We start from the raw sequence: 20,903 nt of genomic DNA, 5'->3' as shown, positions 1-20,903 counted from the left end.
AAAAAGTGATTACCGGACGATGGAAAAAACTCCTTACCCTGTCATGTAAAAAAGTCGTTACCGCGTGATGTAAAAAACTCCTTACCCTGTGGCTGTAAAATCACCTTACCACGCACACCTTTCCGCTAAAGATACATTTCAAAGGCCGCCAGCTACCCGCTGGACGGGGATTTTTCAAAATTTCTTTTGCCTTAGTAATCCGGGCAACAGGATTTTGGCAACCGGCGGGGCAGAGAATTTTTCCTTTCACTCCCCACACCACCGCTCTTAGAAATTTGCCAAACGGAGCAGGCAGTTTTTTCTGGCTTCACCTACCTACTACGGGTGATTTTCGATTTTGCCAAATGGACACAAAAAAAGCAGCAAATCTTTTTCAGACTTACTGCTTTCGCTGGCCGCTGGTGGGCGGCTGATATTCAGTTTTGAAAGTTCGGGTCAGGGTGCCCCGAAGATAAAAAAACAACAGTATTCAATTTATTAAATAATTTCCTGTCGATTCCCTTTAATCAATACAGTTTGACCGTCAGCCAATTCAATCAAATCGTTCTTCGATATATCTCCAAAAGGGCTCTCTTTTTCAGCGTGTGGTATCAACGGATTTGCTAAATATCCTAATCCATCGGAAAAATTTCCGGCAGCAATCATACTACCTGCGCTAATTCCCAGATACACCAATCCATTCTCTATTGCTTGCTTTAGGGGCTTCGAAAATCCTGTTCTGTTTATTTCGCTAAGAAGCGTATGGGCATTTCCTCCACAAAAAGCAATCATGTCATATTGAGTGAGTTCTTGAACACTCATTAAGCGAAACGGTACAGGTATGTCACTAATATAACTTGAATATGTTCTTTTATATCCATCGGAAAGTAAAAACGCAAGATTATATATAAGAATATTATTCATAGGTATTCCCATATTCATAAGGCGCTCCATACATACAATGATTCCTTCTCGCGCACCATCATTTCCAACTGCGGCGGATGGAACCAAAATCGCTTTTGTGTTAATCGGTTCTTTTCCGATACATTTCCAAAATAATACCATAGTCTTTTCGTTTAAGCCACTTGAAGTTAAGAACAGGGTTCTCATAAACTTAGTCCTCTTTTAATTTTTCAAATTTCTGATTCTATGTAAGATGATAAAACATCAATTCATACCGAAATAATCCCATAATGTTAGTTATTTTGTTTTTTTTCAATACAGCTTACCATTATTATCACTATTCCGCGAGTATTAGATGACCTTAAATTCAATCTCTCCTTCTTGTATCTAACAAATATATTCTACTACCCCTGTTGTTTTTACTTTCTAATATACTTTTATGGTTAACTCATTGAAATCTACTATCAACAAAATCCAGCATTAAATTCTCTTCTCAGATTTTCGCACTACCATGCACATTTTTATAGAAATTATCAATACTATCTATTTTTTGTACCATTAGAAGTATCAATCCTTGTTCTACATTTCTTATTGCTACTAGACTTTCGTAAAGATGTTCTGTTTTGCTTTTTCAATTTTTTATTCATTTTTTGAAGTTTTTTATATGCATCTTGAAACTTTTTTTTCTTTTCATCTGTCAATCCAATTTTGGAGTAATAATAAATATTCATCCACTGCTCGGCCGTGATTAACGTATATGAATTTGAAAGACTAATTCTATTGGCTTTTCCCAATCTTTTGATTTGCTCATTAGAAAATAAAATAGAAAGTCTCTCTTTAGCAGTCTCTCCTTTAATATTAGTGTAAAAAAAAGCCACTAAATCTTTATAATTTTGAAGATCATCACCACTCAATCTATCATCCCATAACTGCATATGAAGCATAACTGTATCAACATTAGGCGAAGGAAAAAAATCGCTCCTTTTAAAACTATGTGTAATTTCTACCTTATATTGTGCCTTTATTATAGCAGCACGAAAACCTTCATATTTTTGTAATGGAATACCGCAATTCTTTTTAGCTGCCTCTCTTTGAATTATGATATTTATATCTGATGGTGGATTTACATCGTCTGTTAATTTCCTAATAATATCCGCTGTTATCTGAAAAGGAATATTGGAGAATATTTTATATCTGCGATTTAAAGGCAACTTATATTTTAAAAAATCACCAAATATATATGTAACATTATCATGACTGTGATATCTTACTAAATTATTATATAATTCTTGATCATATTCAACTGCAACAACCTCTCCAGCATGCTGAGAAAGTACATCTGTTATTATCCCTTTTCCAGGACCAATTTCAATAACATAATCTGTTACATCAATATTTGACTTGCTTATTAAACGTTCTACCAACTTTTTATTAACCAAAAAATTTTGTGAATATCCAAGATTTTTCATCTAATCGCACCTCATTCTCTATTTATTTTCATAACTATATACGAGTAAGCCCTAACGTTGCATAAAAAACAGCCCCTGTAAAACGATATATAAGTAAAGTGCGCCAATAACCTATTCTTTCAAACACGATGAATGACCATTGTAATTTCTTAAAAAATGTACAATTACTTTAAAATATTATATATCTGATCTTTACCTGAATCATTTGCTCACTATTGTTGTATCTATTTTCTTGCATAGACCATTTTTTTTGGGCACATACCAGTCTCACGGAACGACTGTTGCACATTTTCTAAAACATAGAAGACAAAATATTTTTACTCTATAGAATTCTTTCAAAAAATATAATTACTATTTGTCGATGGCTTTATTATACTATGACCGCTTACTTATGGGAATAGATGAATTGTAAACTTGCTGGTGAAAATCGCTAATGACAGTCGGTGTTCGTTCTTTGCTTATCGGTCAAAGCGAAATTTGAACAGCGCGGCGATTAGCTTCTGTTTTATATGTTCCTCAACCTCGGCGCTGACTTTCCCGTGTACTTTGGAACAGTATCGGATATATCCGACGTAGTGGGAAAGAACGGTGTCGATTGCGTCCGGGTCGCCCTCATGCGCCTTGACGATTGTTTCATAGGGGAGAAGTTTACTCATAGCGTTTTCCCTCCATGAGCCGCCGGAGCCGCTTCAAGGCAAGCTGGATATGCCGCCCTGCTGTGCTGCGTGTCCGTCCGATATGTACGCCGATCACCCGCTGCGGCTGGCGCAGGAAATAGTAACGGAAAATTTCTTCCTGTGTCTGCTCTGGCAAAAGGGCAAGGGCGGCGGCGAGTTCCGCATGGTACAGAACGGCGGTCTGGCCGCAGGCGGTAAAAAGATATTCTTCAAGCTGCTCCGGCTCGGCAAGCTGGACAAACTTCTCATTCATCAGATAGTCAAGGGAAACTTCCCGTTCCCACCTCCGGCGCAGCTTCAAAATTATATCTATGGCGGCGTGACGAATGACAACCTTGCAAAAGGCGTTAAAGGTGTACTGGATATGCACTTTGTAGGCTTCATCTTCGGTCATGGAAATTCCCCCTCTCTGATAATAGTGCGGGGCGGCAGCACTCCTTGCTGTCGCCCCTTGATTGCCTACCAGCAAAGGCGGGCGGGGCTGTCAACGGCGGCGCGGTACGCGCCGTTCATCTTGACCGTTGACTGGCTCGGCTGGCTTTGCTATGACAATATAGTTATTTCCAGTGCTTTAATTGCGAAAGGTACAAATCAAACTGATTACGTCTGGTTTCTTCATCTGCGTTATCGGGATTTGGCATATTCGCAACCAGATAATCCAATAAAGATTCCTTGGATTGATATGCAAATTTCCCATTAGCATAGCACCATTTACAATAGTCCTCGTTATAGCTTCCGTCTGGTTCTCGGCTAATCAGACCATCTTCATTCAATGGCATTCCGCAACACTGACAAACAAGTTGCCGTGGAGAACCCAGAAGCGTATTGATTGACACATCAAAAACTCGTGATAACAGTTTTAAGGTATCTGTATTTGGCTGCGTTTCGCCTGTTTCCCAGCGACTAACCGCCTGTCGGGTAACTTGCACACGTTCAGCCAGTTGTTCTTGCGTAAGGTTGTTTTTCTCGCGTAAATTTTTAAGAATACCTTGTATTTCCATGCCCGTCCCTCCTAAAGGTTGTTTTTACTCATTATAACTTCAAAATGGGGTTTTAACAAGCAACTCGCTGTTGCTGCGGAATAGTGGGCTGCTGTCTATCAATTCTTATGTGTTACTTTATGGCACATGAGCATTGGAGCCCGGATTGTCGGAACCGTACCCCTCCAGCAGATTGACAACGCCCCACACGCCCAGGCCAGCGCCCAGCGCAACAACCAAAGTCTGCAAAGTCGTGATAGCAGAAGCAAAAAATTCCATATATCCTCCATTTCTCCGGGATTGTCCCGGCCATGAAAAAAGCCGCCCGTTTGGGCGGCAGGTTACGACCTCTGGACACTTTGTCCAGAAGTGATTTATACATAGGCATCCGGATCGTCCACGTCATCGTAGTTGAGGATGTCCTCGTCCTCGCTTACGGGCCCCGCTTCGGATACGTCTACCTCGTACACCTCACAAGCCTCGTTAAGCCCAGGCCGCCTGCGGCGGTTGATGAGCTTATCCAGGTCAAAGGCGTTCTTCTTTTTATCGGCCTCAGCCGTGTACTTGTAGTTCGGGTGCTGTTTCAAATCGTATTTGGACGAAAAGAACGGGGGCAGGCCCCGCAACTGCAAAATGCACTTGTCGCCCGGCATAGTAGCCAGCTCGCTGGGTGTCATCAGTTCCCGGCCCAGCCGCTGGGTGTTCTGGTTGTAGCTTTCCGACTGCCCACGGGAGCGGCCCTCAGTCTGCATGGAGATCGTGGCCTTTCCCAGCCAGTTTTCGGATATTTCCTTGATGGTGGAGCTTTCCCGGCCACCCAGGAAGATCACGCTGTCCATGTTTCCCAGGATCGTTTCCGCGTTATCTTTGTAAATGGCCTTGCACTGCGCGTACTGCTGGTAAAACAGGCACAGACTCACCTCGCGGGAACGAATAACGGCGACAAGTTTCTCCAGCGAGGGTACCTGCCCCGTGTTGGCAGCCTCGTCCCACAGCACCCGTACATGATGGGGCAGGCGGCCCCCGTGAACATTGTCCGCCCGTTCACACAGAAGATTGAACATCTGCGAAAAGGCCAGGGCCACAATGAAGTTATAAGTGGGGGTTGTATCGGAAATCGTGAAGAAAACCGCCGTTTTCCGATCCCCGATGCGGTCAAGCTCCAGTTCGTCATAGCTCATGATCTCCCGGAGCTGAGGGATGTCAAAGGGGGCCAGCCGGGAACCGCAGGAAATAAGAATTGATTTTGCGGTCTTGCCGCTGGCCAGCTTATATTTCTTGTACTGCTTCACGGCAAAGCAATCCGGCTTGCGCTTTTCCAGGCCCTTGAACATATAGTCCACCGCGTTCATATAGGACTCGTCATCCTCTTTCACGTCCATGCCGGAAATCATGTCCACCAGGGTATTGATGTTCCGATCCTCGGCAGGGGCTTCAAAGATGATATAGGCAATCAACGCACAATAAAGGAGCGTTTCTGCTTTTGTCCAAAACGGATCGCCCTCCTTGCCCTCGCCCTTTGTGTTTGCTATGAGGGTATCCACGAATTTTAGGATGTCCGCCTCATTGTGGATATAGGACAGCGGATTGTAGTGCATAGATTTTGAAAAATCTATGCTGTTGAACACTTTGACCTTATATCCCCGGCGTTGCAGGAAAGCCCCCACCTGGGAGAGCACCCCGCCTTTCGGATCTACGCACACATAGCTGCATCCGCCGTTTTTATCCGCGCTGGCCTGCAAAATCTGCGGAGTGAGCCAGAAGCGGGTTTTGCCCGAACCGGACGAGCCGATGATGCAGGCGTTGAGGTTGCGGGCGTTGGCCGGGTTTTTAGGCCGCGTGTTCATGGTGAGAAACTCCGTCTTTGTCAAAATGACGTTGTTCTCAAATTTGGGATCGATAAAGGGCTTGATGTCTTTTTCCGTCCCCCAACGGGCCGACCCGTATTCCTCATCCCGCCGAAATTTCTTTGCGTTCTTGCTTTTGAAGTAGATCAGCAGGCGAAACCCCACCGCGCCAACAATACCGATGAGCCAGTCAAAGGGGGCCAGCCCCGGCGCAAAGCCGGCAAAGGCCGGGCCGATGCTCTGCCCCAGGCCCATGAGCTTGTGAGCAAAGTCTGCTCCAGGGGCCAGGCGGTAGGCCGTCCCCAGCTTTAGGCAGGCCCACAGAATAAACAGGTACGGGATATTGGGTATCACATACTTTTTGACGCTATCTGTCCTCATGCACCGCCTCCCTTGCACGTTCTTTCTTGTGGGACGGCTGGCGGGCCAGTTTAGCGGCAGCCCGTTTGAGCTGTTCCCGGATGGGAACACGCTGGGACTTGGAACGCTTCAACACGCGCCGGGAATATTCCGAAAAGCAAGCGGTGATGGCGTCGGCCTGCCCGCTCTTAAAGAACAACAGGTATTTGTCCGGCCCGGTCTTATAAAAGGCATAGTCCACATTCCAGCGCCGGGCCACCCGGTCAAAGTCCTTTGGGGACTCCACCTCGATGCTGTTCGTGGCGGCCCCGTGGCCCATAAGCTGGCGCACCGTCTGTTTTCCGTGGGGTGTCTGGCGGGCCCGGTACGTTTTCTTGATCTTCCGGCCCACCGCCAGACACGCCTGGGCCAGCACCCGGCCCGTGAGCTTTGTCGCCTTGATCGAAACTGCTATGGTACGTCTGGAAACGTCCTCGTCAATCAGCCGTATCCCTCCTTTCCATGAAAAAAGCACCTCTGGACAAAGTGTCCAGAAGTGCCGCTATCGCTCCTCATGCTCCTTTTTGGCAATCTTCCGATAGCCCTCCAGGGAGGAGCCGTCAATAATTTCTTTGTAGACCGCCATCTGCTCCCGCACCGAGAGCTGCGGGAACGCGAAAACCTTGTGCTCGGCGGGAATGTCCTCGACCCCGTGGTAGTGCTCGATGAATTTGCCGCCGTTGTTCAGTACATAGCCGCCGGGGGCAAAGTGGCCGTCCTCGTTGATCCGCACGTCCCGCCCGTATGCTTCATAATCGAAGTAAGGGAGCAGGTGATCGGGAATGTCAATGGCCTCCATATCCTCCACATAAATGCGCCCCAGGGTTTCATCGTCCTCCACACCGGGATAAAACTCGTAGCAATCCAGGTTTTGTGCCAGATTGATGAGGTCAGCCACGCTGGAAGTATGTTCGCCGCTGTCAATGACCGCCTCAAACTTTTCCAAGTCGCCTTGATCCAGCTCGGAGAGCAGGCAGGCCAGATGATTGAGCTCGTCCAGGTTTTCATACTCGCCTAAGTAGTCATAGAGCCCCAGCACATCACCGTCAAAGCTGGTGATGAAAAATTCCTCGTACCGCACCCCGTCCACGCCGATGCGTTTCAGAAGTCCCTGCACCTCCTCCGTGGTAGTGGGGAATTTCAAGGTTTCACCGACCAGCTCGCCCTCGTTGTATTTTCCCAGGTTGGTGATGTAGGCTTCAAACAAGGACGCCATATCAGCGGCGGCCCTGGCCCTTGACGGTCAGGATGCCCTCAAGGGTGGTAGCGGTGATCCCCAGCCGCTGGGCCACAGCAATATCATTCTTCATGGACTCGGTGACAGTATGCCCGCACACCACCAGCACACGGGAACGCCGGAGCAGGTCACGGCCCATGTCGATGCCGTTCTTGTGCTCCTCCGGCACCGCGTCATTGAGGAACAGCGGCAGATAGAGCATGGGGCAGATGGGGGAATAGCCCGCATCGTAGACCACGCGGCAGTATTGCGCCGCCTGCTCCATGTCTACCGTAGGATCGCCGCGCCATGCGGCGGTAATATAAGCAAGGGATCGTTTCATTTTCAACACCTCCGATATTTATAATAGGTAGTTCGACCCTATCCCCCCGCCCTTTCCCTATCCAGGGAAAGGGGGCGGCTCTGGAGGATATATGCCCCCGCCGCGCCGCTGGAAGTAGCACAGCCGGGGCAGACCGTCAAGGGCAGGCCGCCGCAAGCGGCGGTGCGTTGCACCCTTGACGGCCCACTCCCGGCTGTGCAGGAATATAGGCGGCGACGGGGGATATATCACCACAGAGCCCATCCCAAGCGCGGGGCGCTTACCTCTGGACAAAGTGTCCAGAAGCGGAGCCGGGTTACTTCTCCAAGTCCTTTTTCTTGTCCGGCTTTGCCAGTTCGGGCGGCTGTTTCTCTTTCCACTCGTCCAGCAGAGCCATGATCTGCTCCTTCATTTTGGCAGGAGTGACCTCCTTGCCGAAATACTTAGACAGTTCAGCAGTCGAAATAATCACACCGCGATCCTCCTTTTTTTCTTCACTCAAAATACCGTCAATCACATCGCCGTTGAGCTTGCCCTCCTTGTCCAGTTCGTGGAGCCGCTTCGCCTGGGCCACCGAGGGGGAGGACTGCTCCCCGTCAATGGAAACGGCAATCAGCCGCTGGTTTTCCGGCCTGATATACGAGATCTCCACCGCAGGCATAAAGCCCATCTGCTTTGTGTCCACCTTGTCCAGAAGCTCCGGCACCAGGGAGTTGAGCCGGATATACCGCATGACCTTTTTATAGTTCATGTCATGTTCCTTACCCACAATCTCCACCGAGAGCTTACCCAGGGCCTCCGCCTCTTTCTCATTTTTCGGGCGGGCCCCCTGGCGTTTGATGGCCTCCACCTCCAAATCCAGCAGCTTTGCCAGTTCGCTGGGGAGAGGATCACCCCGCTGCTTGTTGCTGTTCCGCATTTCCCGGACAGCTTCAAGATCGGTCATCTCGCGGACGATACAGGGCATTTCCTCCAGCCCGGCCCGTGTACCACCGTGATGGCGGCGGTGGCCCGCGATAATCTCATAGCCCTTGCCGTCTTTTTCCGGGCGGACGGTGGCGGGGGTCATAATGCCGTGTTCCTTGATCGTCCCCACCAGATCATCCATCGCCTTATCGTCCTGCACCTTGTAGGGGTGCTCCCGGAACGTATGGAACGGATGAAGCTCCGCCATTTTCAGATAGACGATTTTTCCCTCTTCCACCGGGCGGGGCGGCACGTCAGGCGTGGGCGGCAAATTGATCTCCGGCGGCGGGACTGCCGCCTCCTTGACGGGAGCGGCCTTGCCCGGCTTTACCGCCTTAGCGGATTTAGACGCAGGCGCACCGCCGGAGCCCGTTTCCTTGCCCTTGTCAGCTTTCTTACCTCTGGACACTTTGTCCCGAACAGCGGGCGGGGCCTCCTCACGGGCCGCCTTGTCAACCTTAGACGGGCGGCCTGTGCGGGGCTCCGCCGCTTTCTCCTTTTTCCCCGCAGACACCGTAGCCTGCTCTTTCGGGGGACGGCCACGGCGCTTTTTCGGCTGATCCGCCTCCGGCGCTTTCTTTTCCGGGGCGGTAGTAGAAGCCTCCTTGCCGTCCTTATCAGCGGCCTGGATGTCCGAGAGGTTGATCACCTTGCCGGACGGGGCGGGAGTGTCCTCACCCATACCAGGGATAACAGACTGCTCTGGCTTGATGGGCCCCTCCGTTTTTTCCGGCATGGCGGGCTCCACATGAGCGGGGGCCGTCTGATCTCCACCAGGGACAGCGGGCCCCTCGGTGTGCTTCGGCGCAGGCGGATCGCCCGGCCCGGACGGGGCCGGAGCTTCCGGGGCTTTCTTTTCCTCCGGGCTCACGTTTACTTTTTCATCTGCCATTGGCTAACCTCCTTTTTCGTGAGATGAAAAAAGGCCAGACCTCCCGGCCCGGCCAGCTAAAAAAATTCCCCCTTTCGTTTTAGTATAAAGTCAGCACCACTCCTTTCCAAAACCGGGCCATGAAAAAACGCCGCCTTTTCCTCGAAAAAAGCGACGTTTTAGTGTAGGTTGGCTCGGTTTTTGTTGTGATTTATGATTATGCCTTTGTAAAGAAACCTAAAATAAAACGAAAAGCCAGCCAGCCTAGGCTTCATATGTGCCCCTCTCATGGAGCCGGCGCTCCTGCCGCCTGTGCTGTCTGAAACAGGAGACGGCATTTTTCTGCCTCTCCGTCTTAGACAAAACAAAGGCTTTGCCTGTCTGACGTGTACGGCCTCTTCGCGCACAGGTGTGTGGCCGGGACGGACCTTCAGGTCCGATCCGGACATACGCCTGTGAGAGAAGGGACGGACACGCAGACAGGCAAAGCCGCCTACATTCGGTCAGGTGCCTCAAATCCCAGCACATCGATACAGGTCTCCAGCACGCGCTTCGTCAGCTGAAGGAGCGCGACAAGACCTGCTCTCTTTTCTTCATTCTCTTCACCCAGAATCTTTGTCTCATGATAAAACTTGTTAAAGCTGTTGGCCAGCTCATAGATATAGGCGCAGACCTTGTGGGGAGCAAGCTCCTCAAAAGCATTTTCCAGCACGCCGTTAAACCGGGCCAGCATCAGTTCCAGCGCCTTCTGGCTCTCGTTCTCTGCCGCCGGAATCCGGCCCTTTTCCAGAACGCCGCCCTGTGCCTGATACTTATTCAGAATAGACTTAATCCGGACAATCGTATACAGAATATAGGGGCCTGTATTTCCCTCAAAAGACGTGAATCTGTCCACATCGAAAACATAATCCTTGGACGCCTGGTTGGACAAATCCCCATACTTGATTGCGGAAAGGCCCACGATCTTCGCGGTCTCCTTTGCTTCCTCCGGTGAAATATCCGGATTGTCCGAAATCTTATGGTACATCTGCTCATCAATATCCGCAATCAGATATTCCAGGCGCATCACACCGCCGTCACGGGTCTTAAAGGGCTTGCCGTCCTTGCCGTTCATAGTGCCGAAGCCCAGGAATTTCAGTTCTGTCTCCGGCTTCACGATGCCTGTCTTCTTGGCGCAGCGGAATACCTGGATAAAATGCATCTCCTGACGCTTGTCCACCACGTAAATTACTTCATCCGGATCGAACAGCTTCCGGCGTTCCACCAGAGTAGCCAGGTCCGTGGTCGTGTAAAGAGAGGCGCCGTCCGATTTCAGAATCATGCAGGGCGGAACCTCCTTGGTATCGCTGTCTTCTTTTACATCTACCACCAGGGCGCCATTGCTCTCGTAAGCATAGCCTTCTTTTTTCAGACGTTCTACCATCTCCGGAATATAAGGCTGCGCGTCAGACTCACCCTTCCAGAGATCAAATTCCACATTCAGGTTCGCATAATTGCGCTTCAAATCTGTTACAGACACATTCAGAATATGCTGCAGGATAGCCTGGTAGCCTCTGTGCCCGTGCTGCACCAGATAGGTGGCGTGCATGGCCTCTTCCTTATAGGCCTCGTCTTCCTTGGAACGGGCGCTGGCTGCCGGATAGATCTCCTCCAGCTCAGAAATGGTAAAGGGCGCCTCTTTCGGATATTCCCCTGTGTAATTTTCGTCAAAGTACACCAGTTCCGGCTTCCGGCGCTTGAGCTCTGTAATAATCAGACCCATCTGAAGCCCCCAGTCTCCCAGGTGAATGTCTCCAATCACCTTATGGCCCGCATAGCGTCCCAGCCGCTTTACGCTCTCTCCGATAATCGCAGAGCGCAGATGGCCCACATGAAGAGGCTTCGCCACATTGGGTCCGCCGTAATCAATGATAATCGTCTTCGGATTCTCCGTCTTCTCACAGCCCAGACGGTCATCCTCCTGCATGCTCTGAAGATAGTCCCTCACAAATTCCGGAGACAGTTTCAGATTCAAAAAGCCGGGATTCACTGCGTTTACCTCAGAAAACATCTCCTCTGCCTGCAGCTTCTCCACCACTTTAGACGCAATCTGAATAGGCGCGCAGTGATATTTTTTCGCTGCCGCCATCGCCCCGTTGCACTGATATTCACACAGATCCGGACGGTTGGAAAGCGTCACCTTTCCGTATTCTGCCTCATATCCGGCTGCCTCAAACGCCCCGGATACCGCCGCGGTAATCTGATCCAGTATTTTTTTCATAATTCTATTCTCCTCTTCTAAGCCTTTACTTTCCGGCACGGACTTATTATAATACACTTATTATATGTAAAATGCAAGCAAAGATCAAGCCGCTGTTCACTCCATCTGTCCCGCGCGCTGCCGCTTACTCTGGTATCGGCAGTTCGGCGCTGCTTCCGAATTGCCGGCGGGGGCAGGCAGGATATTCCGGCGGCTGCAGGGAGGATATTATGAAACTTATTTCATGGAATGTAAATGGCCTGCGGGCCTGCATGGGTAAAAATTTTATGGAAGACTTTCAGAAGCTTGACGCAGACATTTTCTGTCTGCAGGAGACCAAGCTTCAGGAAGGGCAGATTGCACTGGATCTGCCCGGCTATCATCAGTACTGGAATTACGCGGAAAAGAAGGGATACAGCGGCACAGCCATTTTTACAAAGGAAGAGCCTCTGTCCGTCTCCTATGGAATCGGAATCGAAGAACACGACCATGAAGGCCGCGTAATTACGCTGGAATACCCCGATTTTTATTTTATCACTGTGTATACGCCGAATTCGCAGGATGGACTGAAGCGTCTGGACTACCGGATGAAGTGGGAAGATGATTTTCTCGCCTACATCCAGAAGCTGGACGAACAAAAACCTGTTATCTGGTGCGGCGATCTGAATGTGGCTCATCAGGAAATTGACCTGAAAAATCCCAAGACCAACCGGAAGAACGCAGGTTTCACTGACGAAGAGCGCGCTAAAATGACCCATGTGCTGGAATCCGGCTTTATCGACACCTTCCGCTATTTTTATCCGGACACGGAAGGAATCTATTCCTGGTGGTCTTACCGTTTTAAAGCCAGAGAGAAGAACGCTGGCTGGCGCATCGACTATTTTCTGGTCTCTGAACGTCTGCGGGACCGTCTGGAAGACGCAAAAATCCATACAGAAATCTTTGGCTCAGACCACTGTCCGGTAGAACTTGATCTGAAATAGTCCAAAAACAGCCCTAAACCAGCCCACAAACAGCCTTATCCTGAAATGGCAGCATTACCCTGAAATGACGCTGCTCTAAAAAAACTGCAAGGGAGACAGAGACCATGAAAAAACTTCTTCTTGTGATTGATATGCAGAATGATTTTATCGACGGAGCCCTCGGCACAAAGGAGGCGGAAAAGATCCTTCCCGCCGTCGTTCAGAAAGCCGAAAATTTTGACGGTGACGTAATCTTTACCCGGGATACCCATTTTGAAAACTATATGGAGACTCAGGAAGGAAAGAACCTGCCCGTTCCCCACTGCGTCAGGGGAACCACCGGCTGGGAACTGGCGCCGGAGCTGGAAAGGCTGCGGGTGGAAAGAAACGCTCCTGTCTTTGACAAGCTGACCTTCGGCTGTAAGGAACTTCCCGCTTATCTTGCGGAGCACTACCCGGAAGGCCTGGATTCCGTGGAGATTATCGGAGTCTGCACCGATATCTGTGTCATTTCCAATGCACTGCTGCTGAAAGCGTTCTTTCCGGAGCTTCCCATCACCGTCACCGCCTCCCTCTGCGCAGGCGTGACTCCGGCAAGCCACGAAAACGCTCTGGAAGCCATGAAAATGTGCCAGATCTCGGTGCAGTGATGAAGCTGATGAAACTTCCATGAAACTGCCGGAAAGGGAACAAACTGCCTGCTGAAATCCCTCTGGCAGAAGAACAGCGCCGGCAGGTCTGGATATCATATCCGGATTCCTGCGGGCGCTGTTCTTTTTTATCTGCTGATTCCAAAATAAACATCCAGGCCGTCAGCCATTCCCTGCACAAGCTTTTCCTGATATTCCTCCGAGGCCATCAGCAGGTCTTCCTCCGGATTCGTCATAAATCCCATCTCCACAATCGTCACCGGAATCTGGCACCAGTTGATACCGCTCATGGTATCCGTCTCCCAGACATTTCGTTTTCTGGCTCCTGTGGCACTGACCATGGCGTCCAGGACCGCGTCTGACAGTGCGCGGCTGCTCTCATAAATCCCCGGCGTATATGGATTGTCAGGCGTAGGGCAGATCGTCATGATTCCGCTGGCTGAACTGTCCTCCGAACCGTCTGCGTGAATCCGAAGAAAAGCGTCTGCGCCTGCTTCATTGGCCATCTGGGCACGTTCCGCGTTGCTGATATCCACATCATTCGTCTCCCGTATCATCAAAACCTCATACCCCCGGCTCAGAAGCTCTTCCTTCAGCTTCAGAGACACCTGCAGAGTCAGCTCATATTCTTTCAGACCGCTGGCTGCTCCGGCGGTTCCTCCTGCCACTTTTGCCTTCGTCTCAGAAGCTCCCGGTCCCACCGGCTCCTGTTCTGAATTTCCTCTTGACTGATGACCGGCGTCAATGGCTACCAGATAACCGGCAGGCGAAACCACATCTGCAATCTCTTCTTCCTCCTGGTCTGCTGTCTGTGCCGTCTCCTGCGTTTCCATTTCTTCCTGTTCTTCCTGTTCTTCCATCTGCGCCTCCAGTTCTTCCTGTCTTTTCATTTCCTTCTCCGTCGTCTCTCCCAGCTGCGCCGGCAGCGCGGAAACAGACAGACTGCCGCTCTCCTCTCTCTGGCACCCCGCCAGCAGACAGAAAACCAGAATTCCTGCAGCCGCTGCGGCAGGATGAACATAAAATCTCATGCCGGCTTTCTCTGCCGCTTTCTCTGCGAATTTCTCCGCTGCTTTCTCTCCTGTCTTCCTTGCTGTTTTCTTCTGGCAGCTGCTGAATAATCTACTGCAAAATCTACGGAAAAATTTAAGATTCATAGAAATTTCCTCTTTACAAAATCATTTTTATCCAGTATAATATCAAATGCTGACGAAAGCAAGCTGGAATAGCTCAGTCGGTAGAGCACTTCACTCGTAATGAAGGGGTCGAGAGTTCAAGTCTCTTTTCCAGCTTTCGCGAAAGCTCCTGATTTTCAGGGGCTTTTTTGTATTTTACGGCAAAGAAAATCCGCCTGAGAGCAAGCGGATTTTCGTGATTTGACTAACATTTGACTAACGTTTATTTCAGAAATCGGTTTATATCTGTCTGGCTAATGCGATGCAACAGCCACCTGGTTCTCGGTCTCCCGGCCTTTCAACAACAGTTTAAAGATATACAGAGCTCTGCGGCGATAAGCGTAGAAATCATCTTCTTTCCCAGGAATATATCTCCCCTGCCTCATCATCCTTCTGTAGCCTATCCCCATTGTGAGAGAGGTAAATAATGCATCAGACAAGCCAGGATTGCTCTCATCCACGGCCAACTTTACCAGGGCCGCGTTATCCGGATCTCCTGCCAACTCTATCAATCTATCTGCTTCCTCTTTAGTAATGCCATAATCAAGCAGCTTTAGGTATCTGGTCCGCATTATTTACCTCCCAACAAAATTTCTTATGCCAGCTCAAAAGGATTTCTTCCATTGGCAGACTGCGCTCTTTTCCCACGATTGATAACCGCCTCAAATACTTGTCTGCCGTCCAATATAACCGGGATCTTAATAGTCTCATTTCCGCCACCTTTGCCGGATTCCTCCCGGATAATGCGCCTGAGAAGGCTTTCCGGCATTTCAAGGTTATTTCCGTTCCTCTGGTCGCCCAATACTGCCATAAACGGCGCATTCGGCGGAATGACTGCGCCGGATGCAAGGTACGGGATGGACGGGGCAGAGAGCGTTGACAGATTAAATCCATCAAATTTAAAGTTTCCAAAAAGCGGAATATCCACATTGAAACGAATACGGTTCAATGCCCGAATCACTGTATTCACACCTGACGTGATGCCGTCAATCAATCCATTGATAAACCCAATGATTCCATTAACCGCAGGCCGTATAAAGTTTTTGATGCCGTTCCAGATAGCCTCTGTCCTGCTCTTCAACATTTCCCAGACACTTACAATCCTGTCTTTGATATTGACAAACGCATTGATCAGCTTCTCCTTCAGGCTTTCCACTCCATTAAACAGTCCCTCGATGAGATAAATTCCCATCTGTCTCATAATTATCGAAGGAGAATTGACGCCAAACGCAGATTTAAATCCGTCAATGAACGGTTGGAAGATGTGCGTTTTAATCCATGAACCGATATTTTTAAATATCTCCAGGATGCCCTCTAACAGCCCCTGCATGGTAAACTGCCCGTCTTTAAAGGCTGTATTACGCCACCATGTAACGACGCTGTTCCACGCCAGTTCTATCAATCCCCATAAGAACTCTGCTAATGATGCCAGCGCTGCTCCCAGTCCCCGGAACAAGCTCGTTGCAATCCCCGAATAATCAATTTCTGCGATAAGCGTTGCGATCTGATTACCCAGTTTCTTCCAATTAACGCTATTCAAGGTTCCTGTTATAGAATCGAGTACACCAATGAGCGATTGAGACAGCGCATTTGCCACCTGACTCATATCGAGATTAGTCAGGAATCCCGCCAATGTCTCAATAGCAATTTTGAATCTTGACCACAGGAGCTGTCCGAATGCGTGCCAGTCAACCTCTGAAAGAGCACGATTGAGCATTGTGGCTATAGAAGCGCCGAGATTCTGCCAGTCAAACGTATAGACAAGATTTACAAGGAACTGAAATGCCAGATTTAGCCCAGAGCCGAGCGCCGCTCCCATCATTTCCCAGTCTATCCAGTCTACAAAATCATTAAATGCGTTTGAAATCTCCTGCCCCAGCAGCCGCACTTTATCTGCCACGCCCGGGAACGAGAACATTTCGTATAAGTTGGCAGAGAATGTATTAACTGTTTTCGCTATGCCAGAGAGGGCATTTCTCAGATCCGGGATGCCTGTATGAAGCAGATAATCCAGGAATGCGCTGAAAGCCTCGCCCCATGAATCGAAGCTGAGTGGTTCAACCTCCACTGTCTCAAACATTTCGCTCGGTGAGGGGTCTGTATATCCGCCTGAATCTGAATTGTCTTTCGTCTCCAGTTTATTGATTTCATCCAGCGGTGACAGATAGCCTTCCATCGCCTTCTCTGCGTCTTTTGCTCCACTGGCTGAATCCTCCAGAGATGCCGCATAATCTTCTTGTACGGCCACCGCCTTCGTGAATGTTTTCTGCCCGGTAAGCGCCGCGAAAAGCCGTCCGACCGCCGTTGCCGCCGCAGACAACATATTGATAAATTTACTCAGAATAGGAGCAATTACATTCAGTATTGGCGCAAAGGCTGTCGCAAAGGAGTTCTTAAGCTGTGTCAGGCTTGATTTCAGCATGGAAAGGCCCTTGTTCGTTGTGCTGGAATACTTCGCCAGATTTTGAAATCCTTCTTTAACGGATGTAAGGATTCCGGAGAATGCCCGGAAAGCCAGTCCCATCAGCAGGCCGTTTTTCAGCATTCCTCCAAGGCCCATACTGGTTTTATTCGCGCTTTTGTTTATTCCGAAAATTCCACTGGAGATTTTCTTCAGCCCTGCTAAAATTTTCTTTCCGGTAAACTGTGCCAGATTTGACAGAGCACTTTTAACCGCAGTACCAAATTTAACAAACGCTGTTCTGGCAACATTGACGCTTGCTCTGACCGCATTCATCGGCAGGTTGCGCAGGGTCTGTCCAAGCTGTTGAAAAATAGATATTGGCGCGTGTGCGGCCATTTTTAATCCATTCAAAGCACTTTGGAAAAATCCTGTGTATTGCGTGCCTCTGGTAACGTCTGAGATGATTTTATTGACGTTAGCCCCATATTCTGCCGATTGAGCCTTAATAGAGGAATAAGACGTGCCAAGCCGATTATTCATGTCAGATAGCCGCTTTTTGGCCGCCACTAATCGCTCCATATCTGCTGCATATTCCTTTGTCTCCATTCCAGAAGTAAATGCTTTGCCAGCCGCCTCTAACTTTTTCAACTCAGCCTCAGCATATTTAATGGTGTTTGCCAGTTCTTCAATGTCATACTGGCGGCGCTTATAAGCACTACTATCCTCTTTTCCTCCTGTAGCAATAAATCTATCCTGAGCATCAATGAGTTTCATCATCTGCTGTTCGGCCTGTGAAATCTGCTTCTGGATTTCAGCATATTCCTCTGTCGGAACTTCCTGTTCTCCATAAGCCTCAACTTTCTGTGTCAGCTCATCGACCTTCTTTTTCTGCGCTTCATACTCCTGATTAAGTTTAATAAAGGCATTCACCTGCTTATCAAGAGCAATCTTAGCCTTTGTCCCGATATCGTTCACAGAGACAGCCATCCGGCGGCAGGCCGCTTCAACTTCTCTGCCCCCAGCTTTCATCCCATCAGTATCTATCTCGGTATCAATCAATACTGTACCGTCAGCCATCACATCCCCTCCATCCACTTTCTAACCAGAGGGGTTAGTTTTTTAAGGAATTCTGCCATCCATTCCATCTCCGGTAAATCTGTTCCAAAAATTCTCCGGCAGGCTCCCTGTCCAAAAAGCATCTCAATCGCATCTGCTGCCTTTTTACGGAACAGGAGCGTATCCGTTTTCCCATCTTTTTCAGCTCTTTTGCCTGCTACCTGGATACGCCTGGAAAAAGCCTTTATACGTTCCGGCTTTGACAAGTCAAGCTGAATATACCCATTGTTCACCTGAATTGTTTTAATCGCCTTTTCCATTTTCTTTTTCCTCTATCTTTGTCAGAATCGCCGCCAACTCACACACAATCACAAATAGTAAAATACCTACAACTATCATACTGCCCTCCTAATTCACATCGGACGCACCGGGATAGCCTTAAGGCTTGCTATGGTCTTCTCCACCATTTCATCAAATCTGGCCTGATAGGACGGAATCACACCTTTGTCACGAATAGCCATCAACGCCAGTTCACGAAGCCCTTTGAAATAATCCATCTCCTTCTGGCCACGCTGTTTTGCATAATAGGAGAGCGTCACAACCATCCGAGAGCTGAGTTCGTGTGCTCTTGCGTACTGGTCAAGTATCCGGAGCATAGTAGGATTATCCGTATATCTGCCAGCCAGACGGTCAAATTCAGCTTCATTAAAAGGAAACTCGGCATTAAGCAGCTTCATTGTAGTATCGTCAATCCGGCTTCCGTTAGGACCATAGAAATCGTCCAGATGCTCCTGAAGCTGTTCCTGCACCTTGTCAAGTGCCTCGTTCATTTCAGTATGTAAATCTGCAATAGCCGTTTTAAAATCTTCCTCGGCCCTCAAATATGTGGCCTTCCATTCGGCTCTCCCCAACTCACTGATGCTCTTATCATTCGTTACTCGTTTCCAAGTCTCCCGCGCTTTCTCCACGGTCCCACAAAGGCTCTGGGCCTTATTGCCCATGTCCTCCTGAATCTTTCTCAAATCATCCACATATCCGGTAAAATCCTGATGTCTCATAGTTTTGTATTCCTTTCTGCCATCTTTGGCTGAATAATATTTCTTAATTTCCGCTTTTACCTGCTCTACAATTTCCCGGCACTTCTTCTGCCATTCTGGATACTTTGCATAATCCTTTGAATCAGCAGCTATTTCTACTGTTTCAAGCGGCACGTTCCTCCAATCTGGCGAAACGTCATATCGGCGCGCTACGAGCTTTTCGTACAGTTCTTCATCTACCACAATTCCTGCCAGTATCCTGTTCATAAAATCTGTTCTCCTTTTTCATTCATTCTCGGCAAATCATTAACGATAGCAACCTTGGCACCACACTGACGCATATACGCTCCCAGATCCTCAATGGGTTCTCCGCCGATATAATACTGTCCATTATAGAATCGAGGAAAGACAACAAATTTCCGTTTTTTCTGTTCCTCTGCATCTTCTAGCTTTCTTATTCTTTGTTCTAAATTCATTCTGTCTCCTCTAAATACCGCAGAAACTCCACGTTTGAGGTAAACGGGCCAGCACCTTTGCCATTTCCCGGCCCTCATCCGTTTGATATAACCAGGCAATCTCCGGATATTGCTCCATGTCCCGATTTCTAAACCTTTCTTTTTGCTCCTGCGTGTACAATTTGCCTGTCTGCGTGAAAACGTGCATCCATTCAATGCACATTCCCATACTAACCTGAACATACAATTTCTTTTTAAATTCTTCATCCGCCAAATCAACAGCTTCTCTCAAAGTCAAATACTCTAAGACTTTTGGCGACTGATAAAGCCCTTCCGGATAATACTTTATAATCGTTTCATCTTTTGCTATCGACCAGGGAGCCAGAACCATAAAAGGTTCATGCCGTTTCTTTTCTTTTTGGCGAAGTGCCATTCGGCTTTCTAACAATTTAATTCTCTTTTCAAGCTCAATCATAATTCCCTCATCGGTACATATCCATCCAGTAAGGCATCCAGGTCTTTCAAACTATTCCCCTGTACTATGCGAAATGGAAATATACATTCTCTGTCTTTCACCGGATCTGCAAGCTTATCCGGAGCACAAGTCAGAAATTCTTTTACATTCATTTTTCTTTCGGTCCCATCAGCCATAGGAACTGCCAAAATTAGATTTTGAGGAGCCTGTTTCTCCAGCGCCTCGATTCTTGCATATAAAGACTTCATATTGCACCCCTGAAATCAGTCAATTATTCCTCTTTGCTCTGCCTTTCCAGTGCCTCCACCCGCTCTGCCAAGTCTGCTGTTTCTGTCCAAGACTTGCACTGCGACATCATAATCTGAATAGCGTTTACCCTTATCTGAGGCGAAATATCATCATTATTGATGATACGATTCAGCACATTCACACAGTCCGTCAGAGACTGCTGCATCTTCTGGACACTCCGGCGGATTATCTGCACTCTACGCTGATTCAGTATATCCTGAAATTGTGGATCATCCCGGTACCTTGTGACTGTATTCCTGCTGAGGCCAGTTGCCCGCATAATATCAGAAATCTTATCATACTCCAGAAAAGCCGCTATGAGGTCTTCTGTAAAAATTCGTTTTCTTGCCACTCAATCAACCCGCCTTTGCCCTTTCCACAGCTTCAAGCACCTCTTTCCTGCGCTCCTCAGGCAATTCTTTTCTCAACATTCTACAGAAAGTTGTCTCCGAAATACCCAATTTATCAGCTACCATCCAGTGCCTGACGCCCGCGTTTTGAATTGCGCTTCTTATAGCCGTATTACACATATT

23 protein-coding genes and 1 tRNA gene are annotated in these 20,903 nt (G+C 48.5%); 3 read left to right on the top strand and 21 right to left on the bottom strand.

Annotated elements, in window-relative coordinates; translation table 11 throughout:
• Positions 1–477 precede the first annotated feature (477 nt).
• From B5E82_RS16635 to argS, 12 genes are all read right to left on the bottom strand, one after another.
• A complete protein-coding gene (locus B5E82_RS16635; protein WP_002571017.1) occupies positions 478–1,089 on the bottom strand; it encodes a Type 1 glutamine amidotransferase-like domain-containing protein in 612 nt (203 codons plus the stop codon).
• A 332-nt stretch (positions 1,090–1,421) separates the two neighbouring features.
• Positions 1,422–2,351, bottom strand: a complete 930-nt coding sequence (erm(52), locus tag B5E82_RS16630; protein WP_002571018.1) for a 23S rRNA (adenine(2058)-N(6))-methyltransferase Erm(52) — start codon at positions 2,349–2,351, stop codon at positions 1,422–1,424.
• 458 nt (positions 2,352–2,809) lie between these two features.
• Positions 2,810–3,007 (bottom strand): helix-turn-helix domain-containing protein, encoded by a 198-nt coding sequence (locus B5E82_RS16625; RefSeq protein ID WP_002571019.1) that lies wholly within the window; start codon positions 3,005–3,007, stop codon positions 2,810–2,812.
• Positions 3,000–3,422 (bottom strand): sigma-70 family RNA polymerase sigma factor, encoded by a 423-nt coding sequence (locus B5E82_RS16620; RefSeq protein WP_002571020.1) that lies wholly within the window; start codon positions 3,420–3,422, stop codon positions 3,000–3,002. Before B5E82_RS16620 ends, B5E82_RS16625 begins: the two co-directional genes overlap by 8 nt.
• A 163-nt stretch (positions 3,423–3,585) precedes the next feature.
• The gene (locus B5E82_RS16615; protein WP_002571021.1) at positions 3,586–4,029 is read right to left on the bottom strand and encodes a zinc ribbon domain-containing protein; all 444 of its coding nucleotides are present in this window, start codon (positions 4,027–4,029) and stop codon (positions 3,586–3,588) included.
• A gap of 117 nt (positions 4,030–4,146) precedes the next feature.
• Complete coding sequence (locus tag B5E82_RS16610; RefSeq protein WP_087308649.1) at positions 4,147–4,287, bottom strand: Maff2 family mobile element protein; 141 nt, start codon at positions 4,285–4,287, stop codon at positions 4,147–4,149.
• A gap of 95 nt (positions 4,288–4,382) precedes the next feature.
• Complete coding sequence (locus tag B5E82_RS16605; RefSeq protein WP_087308648.1) at positions 4,383–6,236, bottom strand: VirD4-like conjugal transfer protein, CD1115 family; 1,854 nt, start codon at positions 6,234–6,236, stop codon at positions 4,383–4,385.
• A complete protein-coding gene (locus B5E82_RS16600; protein WP_087308647.1) occupies positions 6,223–6,729 on the bottom strand; it encodes a PcfB family protein in 507 nt (168 codons plus the stop codon). Before B5E82_RS16600 ends, B5E82_RS16605 begins: the two co-directional genes overlap by 14 nt.
• A gap of 27 nt (positions 6,730–6,756) precedes the next feature.
• On the bottom strand, positions 6,757–7,470 hold the full coding sequence (locus tag B5E82_RS16595; protein ID WP_087308646.1) for an antirestriction protein ArdA: 714 nt from the start codon (positions 7,468–7,470) through the stop codon (positions 6,757–6,759).
• A 1-nt stretch (position 7,471) separates the two neighbouring features.
• Complete coding sequence (locus tag B5E82_RS16590; RefSeq protein ID WP_087308645.1) at positions 7,472–7,813, bottom strand: DUF7768 domain-containing protein; 342 nt, start codon at positions 7,811–7,813, stop codon at positions 7,472–7,474.
• Positions 7,814–8,108: 295 nt separating this feature from the next.
• On the bottom strand, positions 8,109–9,650 hold the full coding sequence (locus tag B5E82_RS16585) for a ParB/RepB/Spo0J family partition protein (RefSeq protein ID WP_087308644.1): 1,542 nt from the start codon (positions 9,648–9,650) through the stop codon (positions 8,109–8,111).
• Between the two features lie 472 nt (positions 9,651–10,122).
• Positions 10,123–11,889 carry an arginine--tRNA ligase gene (gene argS, locus B5E82_RS16580; protein WP_087308643.1) on the bottom strand — a complete coding sequence of 589 codons (1,767 nt, stop codon included), beginning with the start codon at positions 11,887–11,889 and terminating at the stop codon, positions 10,123–10,125.
• Positions 11,890–12,098: 209 nt separating this feature from the next.
• Between argS and B5E82_RS16575 the strand changes: the two genes are divergently transcribed.
• Both B5E82_RS16575 and B5E82_RS16570 read left to right on the top strand, forming a co-directional pair.
• The gene (locus B5E82_RS16575) at positions 12,099–12,851 is read left to right on the top strand and encodes an exodeoxyribonuclease III (RefSeq protein WP_087308642.1); all 753 of its coding nucleotides are present in this window, start codon (positions 12,099–12,101) and stop codon (positions 12,849–12,851) included.
• A gap of 104 nt (positions 12,852–12,955) precedes the next feature.
• Positions 12,956–13,480: a cysteine hydrolase family protein gene (locus B5E82_RS16570; RefSeq protein ID WP_087308641.1), complete on the top strand. Its 525-nt coding sequence runs from the start codon at positions 12,956–12,958 to the stop codon at positions 13,478–13,480.
• Between the two features lie 128 nt (positions 13,481–13,608).
• Here B5E82_RS16570 and B5E82_RS16565 read toward each other — a convergent pair whose 3' ends face one another.
• Positions 13,609–14,511, bottom strand: a complete 903-nt coding sequence (locus tag B5E82_RS16565; RefSeq protein ID WP_191431216.1) for an N-acetylmuramoyl-L-alanine amidase — start codon at positions 14,509–14,511, stop codon at positions 13,609–13,611.
• A 188-nt stretch (positions 14,512–14,699) separates the two neighbouring features.
• Here B5E82_RS16565 and B5E82_RS16560 point away from each other — a divergent pair.
• Positions 14,700–14,772, top strand: a tRNA-Thr gene (locus B5E82_RS16560).
• 137 nt (positions 14,773–14,909) lie between these two features.
• On the opposite strand, the gene B5E82_RS16555 is transcribed toward B5E82_RS16560, so the two are convergent.
• The 8 genes from B5E82_RS16555 to B5E82_RS16520 all read right to left on the bottom strand — a co-directional run bounded on the left by B5E82_RS16555 (position 14,910) and on the right by B5E82_RS16520 (position 20,722).
• A complete protein-coding gene (locus tag B5E82_RS16555; RefSeq protein ID WP_087308640.1) occupies positions 14,910–15,227 on the bottom strand; it encodes a hypothetical protein in 318 nt (105 codons plus the stop codon).
• A gap of 23 nt (positions 15,228–15,250) precedes the next feature.
• Positions 15,251–18,136, bottom strand: a complete 2,886-nt coding sequence (locus B5E82_RS16550; protein ID WP_087308639.1) for a hypothetical protein — start codon at positions 18,134–18,136, stop codon at positions 15,251–15,253.
• Positions 18,136–18,435, bottom strand: a complete 300-nt coding sequence (locus B5E82_RS16545) for a hypothetical protein (protein WP_087308638.1) — start codon at positions 18,433–18,435, stop codon at positions 18,136–18,138. Before B5E82_RS16545 ends, B5E82_RS16550 begins: the two co-directional genes overlap by 1 nt.
• Positions 18,436–18,528: 93 nt before the next feature.
• A complete protein-coding gene (locus tag B5E82_RS16540; protein WP_087308637.1) occupies positions 18,529–19,419 on the bottom strand; it encodes a hypothetical protein in 891 nt (296 codons plus the stop codon).
• On the bottom strand, positions 19,416–19,628 hold the full coding sequence (locus B5E82_RS16535; RefSeq protein ID WP_087308636.1) for a hypothetical protein: 213 nt from the start codon (positions 19,626–19,628) through the stop codon (positions 19,416–19,418). The genes B5E82_RS16540 and B5E82_RS16535 overlap by 4 nt, the downstream gene beginning before the upstream one ends.
• A 10-nt stretch (positions 19,629–19,638) precedes the next feature.
• A complete protein-coding gene (locus B5E82_RS16530) occupies positions 19,639–20,082 on the bottom strand; it encodes a hypothetical protein (RefSeq protein WP_087308635.1) in 444 nt (147 codons plus the stop codon).
• The gene (locus tag B5E82_RS16525; RefSeq protein WP_087308634.1) at positions 20,079–20,330 is read right to left on the bottom strand and encodes a hypothetical protein; all 252 of its coding nucleotides are present in this window, start codon (positions 20,328–20,330) and stop codon (positions 20,079–20,081) included. Before B5E82_RS16525 ends, B5E82_RS16530 begins: the two co-directional genes overlap by 4 nt.
• A gap of 23 nt (positions 20,331–20,353) precedes the next feature.
• On the bottom strand, positions 20,354–20,722 hold the full coding sequence (locus B5E82_RS16520) for a hypothetical protein (protein ID WP_087308633.1): 369 nt from the start codon (positions 20,720–20,722) through the stop codon (positions 20,354–20,356).
• Between the last annotated feature and the right edge of the window lie 181 nt (positions 20,723–20,903).

The sequence above is a fragment of the Lachnoclostridium sp. An138 genome (genome assembly GCF_002160765.1).
Classification (GTDB): Bacteria; Bacillota; Clostridia; order Lachnospirales; family Lachnospiraceae; genus Laedolimicola; species Laedolimicola faecalis.
This window is presented reverse-complemented; position numbering and strand designations above follow the sequence as displayed.

What these genes read in the sequence shown, in the direction of transcription:
- B5E82_RS16635 (WP_002571017.1), bottom strand. Translation starts at nt 1,089, where the DNA reads ATGAGAACCCTGTTCTTAACTTCAAGTGGCTTAAACGAAAAGACTATG.
- B5E82_RS16625 (WP_002571019.1), bottom strand. Translation starts at nt 3,007, where the DNA reads ATGAGTAAACTTCTCCCCTATGAAACAATCGTCAAGGCGCATGAGGGC.
- B5E82_RS16620 (WP_002571020.1), bottom strand. Translation starts at nt 3,422, where the DNA reads ATGACCGAAGATGAAGCCTACAAAGTGCATATCCAGTACACCTTTAAC.
- B5E82_RS16615 (WP_002571021.1), bottom strand. Translation starts at nt 4,029, where the DNA reads ATGGAAATACAAGGTATTCTTAAAAATTTACGCGAGAAAAACAACCTT.
- B5E82_RS16610 (WP_087308649.1), bottom strand. Translation starts at nt 4,287, where the DNA reads ATGGAATTTTTTGCTTCTGCTATCACGACTTTGCAGACTTTGGTTGTT.
- B5E82_RS16605 (WP_087308648.1), bottom strand. Translation starts at nt 6,236, where the DNA reads ATGAGGACAGATAGCGTCAAAAAGTATGTGATACCCAATATCCCGTAC.
- B5E82_RS16595 (WP_087308646.1), bottom strand. Translation starts at nt 7,470, where the DNA reads ATGGCGTCCTTGTTTGAAGCCTACATCACCAACCTGGGAAAATACAAC.
- B5E82_RS16590 (WP_087308645.1), bottom strand. Translation starts at nt 7,813, where the DNA reads ATGAAACGATCCCTTGCTTATATTACCGCCGCATGGCGCGGCGATCCT.
- B5E82_RS16585 (WP_087308644.1), bottom strand. Translation starts at nt 9,650, where the DNA reads ATGGCAGATGAAAAAGTAAACGTGAGCCCGGAGGAAAAGAAAGCCCCG.
- argS (WP_087308643.1), bottom strand. Translation starts at nt 11,889, where the DNA reads ATGAAAAAAATACTGGATCAGATTACCGCGGCGGTATCCGGGGCGTTT.
- B5E82_RS16575 (WP_087308642.1), top strand. Translation starts at nt 12,099, where the DNA reads ATGAAACTTATTTCATGGAATGTAAATGGCCTGCGGGCCTGCATGGGT.
- B5E82_RS16570 (WP_087308641.1), top strand. Translation starts at nt 12,956, where the DNA reads ATGAAAAAACTTCTTCTTGTGATTGATATGCAGAATGATTTTATCGAC.
- B5E82_RS16565 (WP_191431216.1), bottom strand. Translation starts at nt 14,511, where the DNA reads ATGAGATTTTATGTTCATCCTGCCGCAGCGGCTGCAGGAATTCTGGTT.
- B5E82_RS16555 (WP_087308640.1), bottom strand. Translation starts at nt 15,227, where the DNA reads ATGCGGACCAGATACCTAAAGCTGCTTGATTATGGCATTACTAAAGAG.
- B5E82_RS16550 (WP_087308639.1), bottom strand. Translation starts at nt 18,136, where the DNA reads ATGGCTGACGGTACAGTATTGATTGATACCGAGATAGATACTGATGGG.
- B5E82_RS16545 (WP_087308638.1), bottom strand. Translation starts at nt 18,435, where the DNA reads ATGGAAAAGGCGATTAAAACAATTCAGGTGAACAATGGGTATATTCAG.
- B5E82_RS16540 (WP_087308637.1), bottom strand. Translation starts at nt 19,419, where the DNA reads ATGAACAGGATACTGGCAGGAATTGTGGTAGATGAAGAACTGTACGAA.
- B5E82_RS16535 (WP_087308636.1), bottom strand. Translation starts at nt 19,628, where the DNA reads ATGAATTTAGAACAAAGAATAAGAAAGCTAGAAGATGCAGAGGAACAG.
- B5E82_RS16530 (WP_087308635.1), bottom strand. Translation starts at nt 20,082, where the DNA reads ATGATTGAGCTTGAAAAGAGAATTAAATTGTTAGAAAGCCGAATGGCA.
- B5E82_RS16525 (WP_087308634.1), bottom strand. Translation starts at nt 20,330, where the DNA reads ATGAAGTCTTTATATGCAAGAATCGAGGCGCTGGAGAAACAGGCTCCT.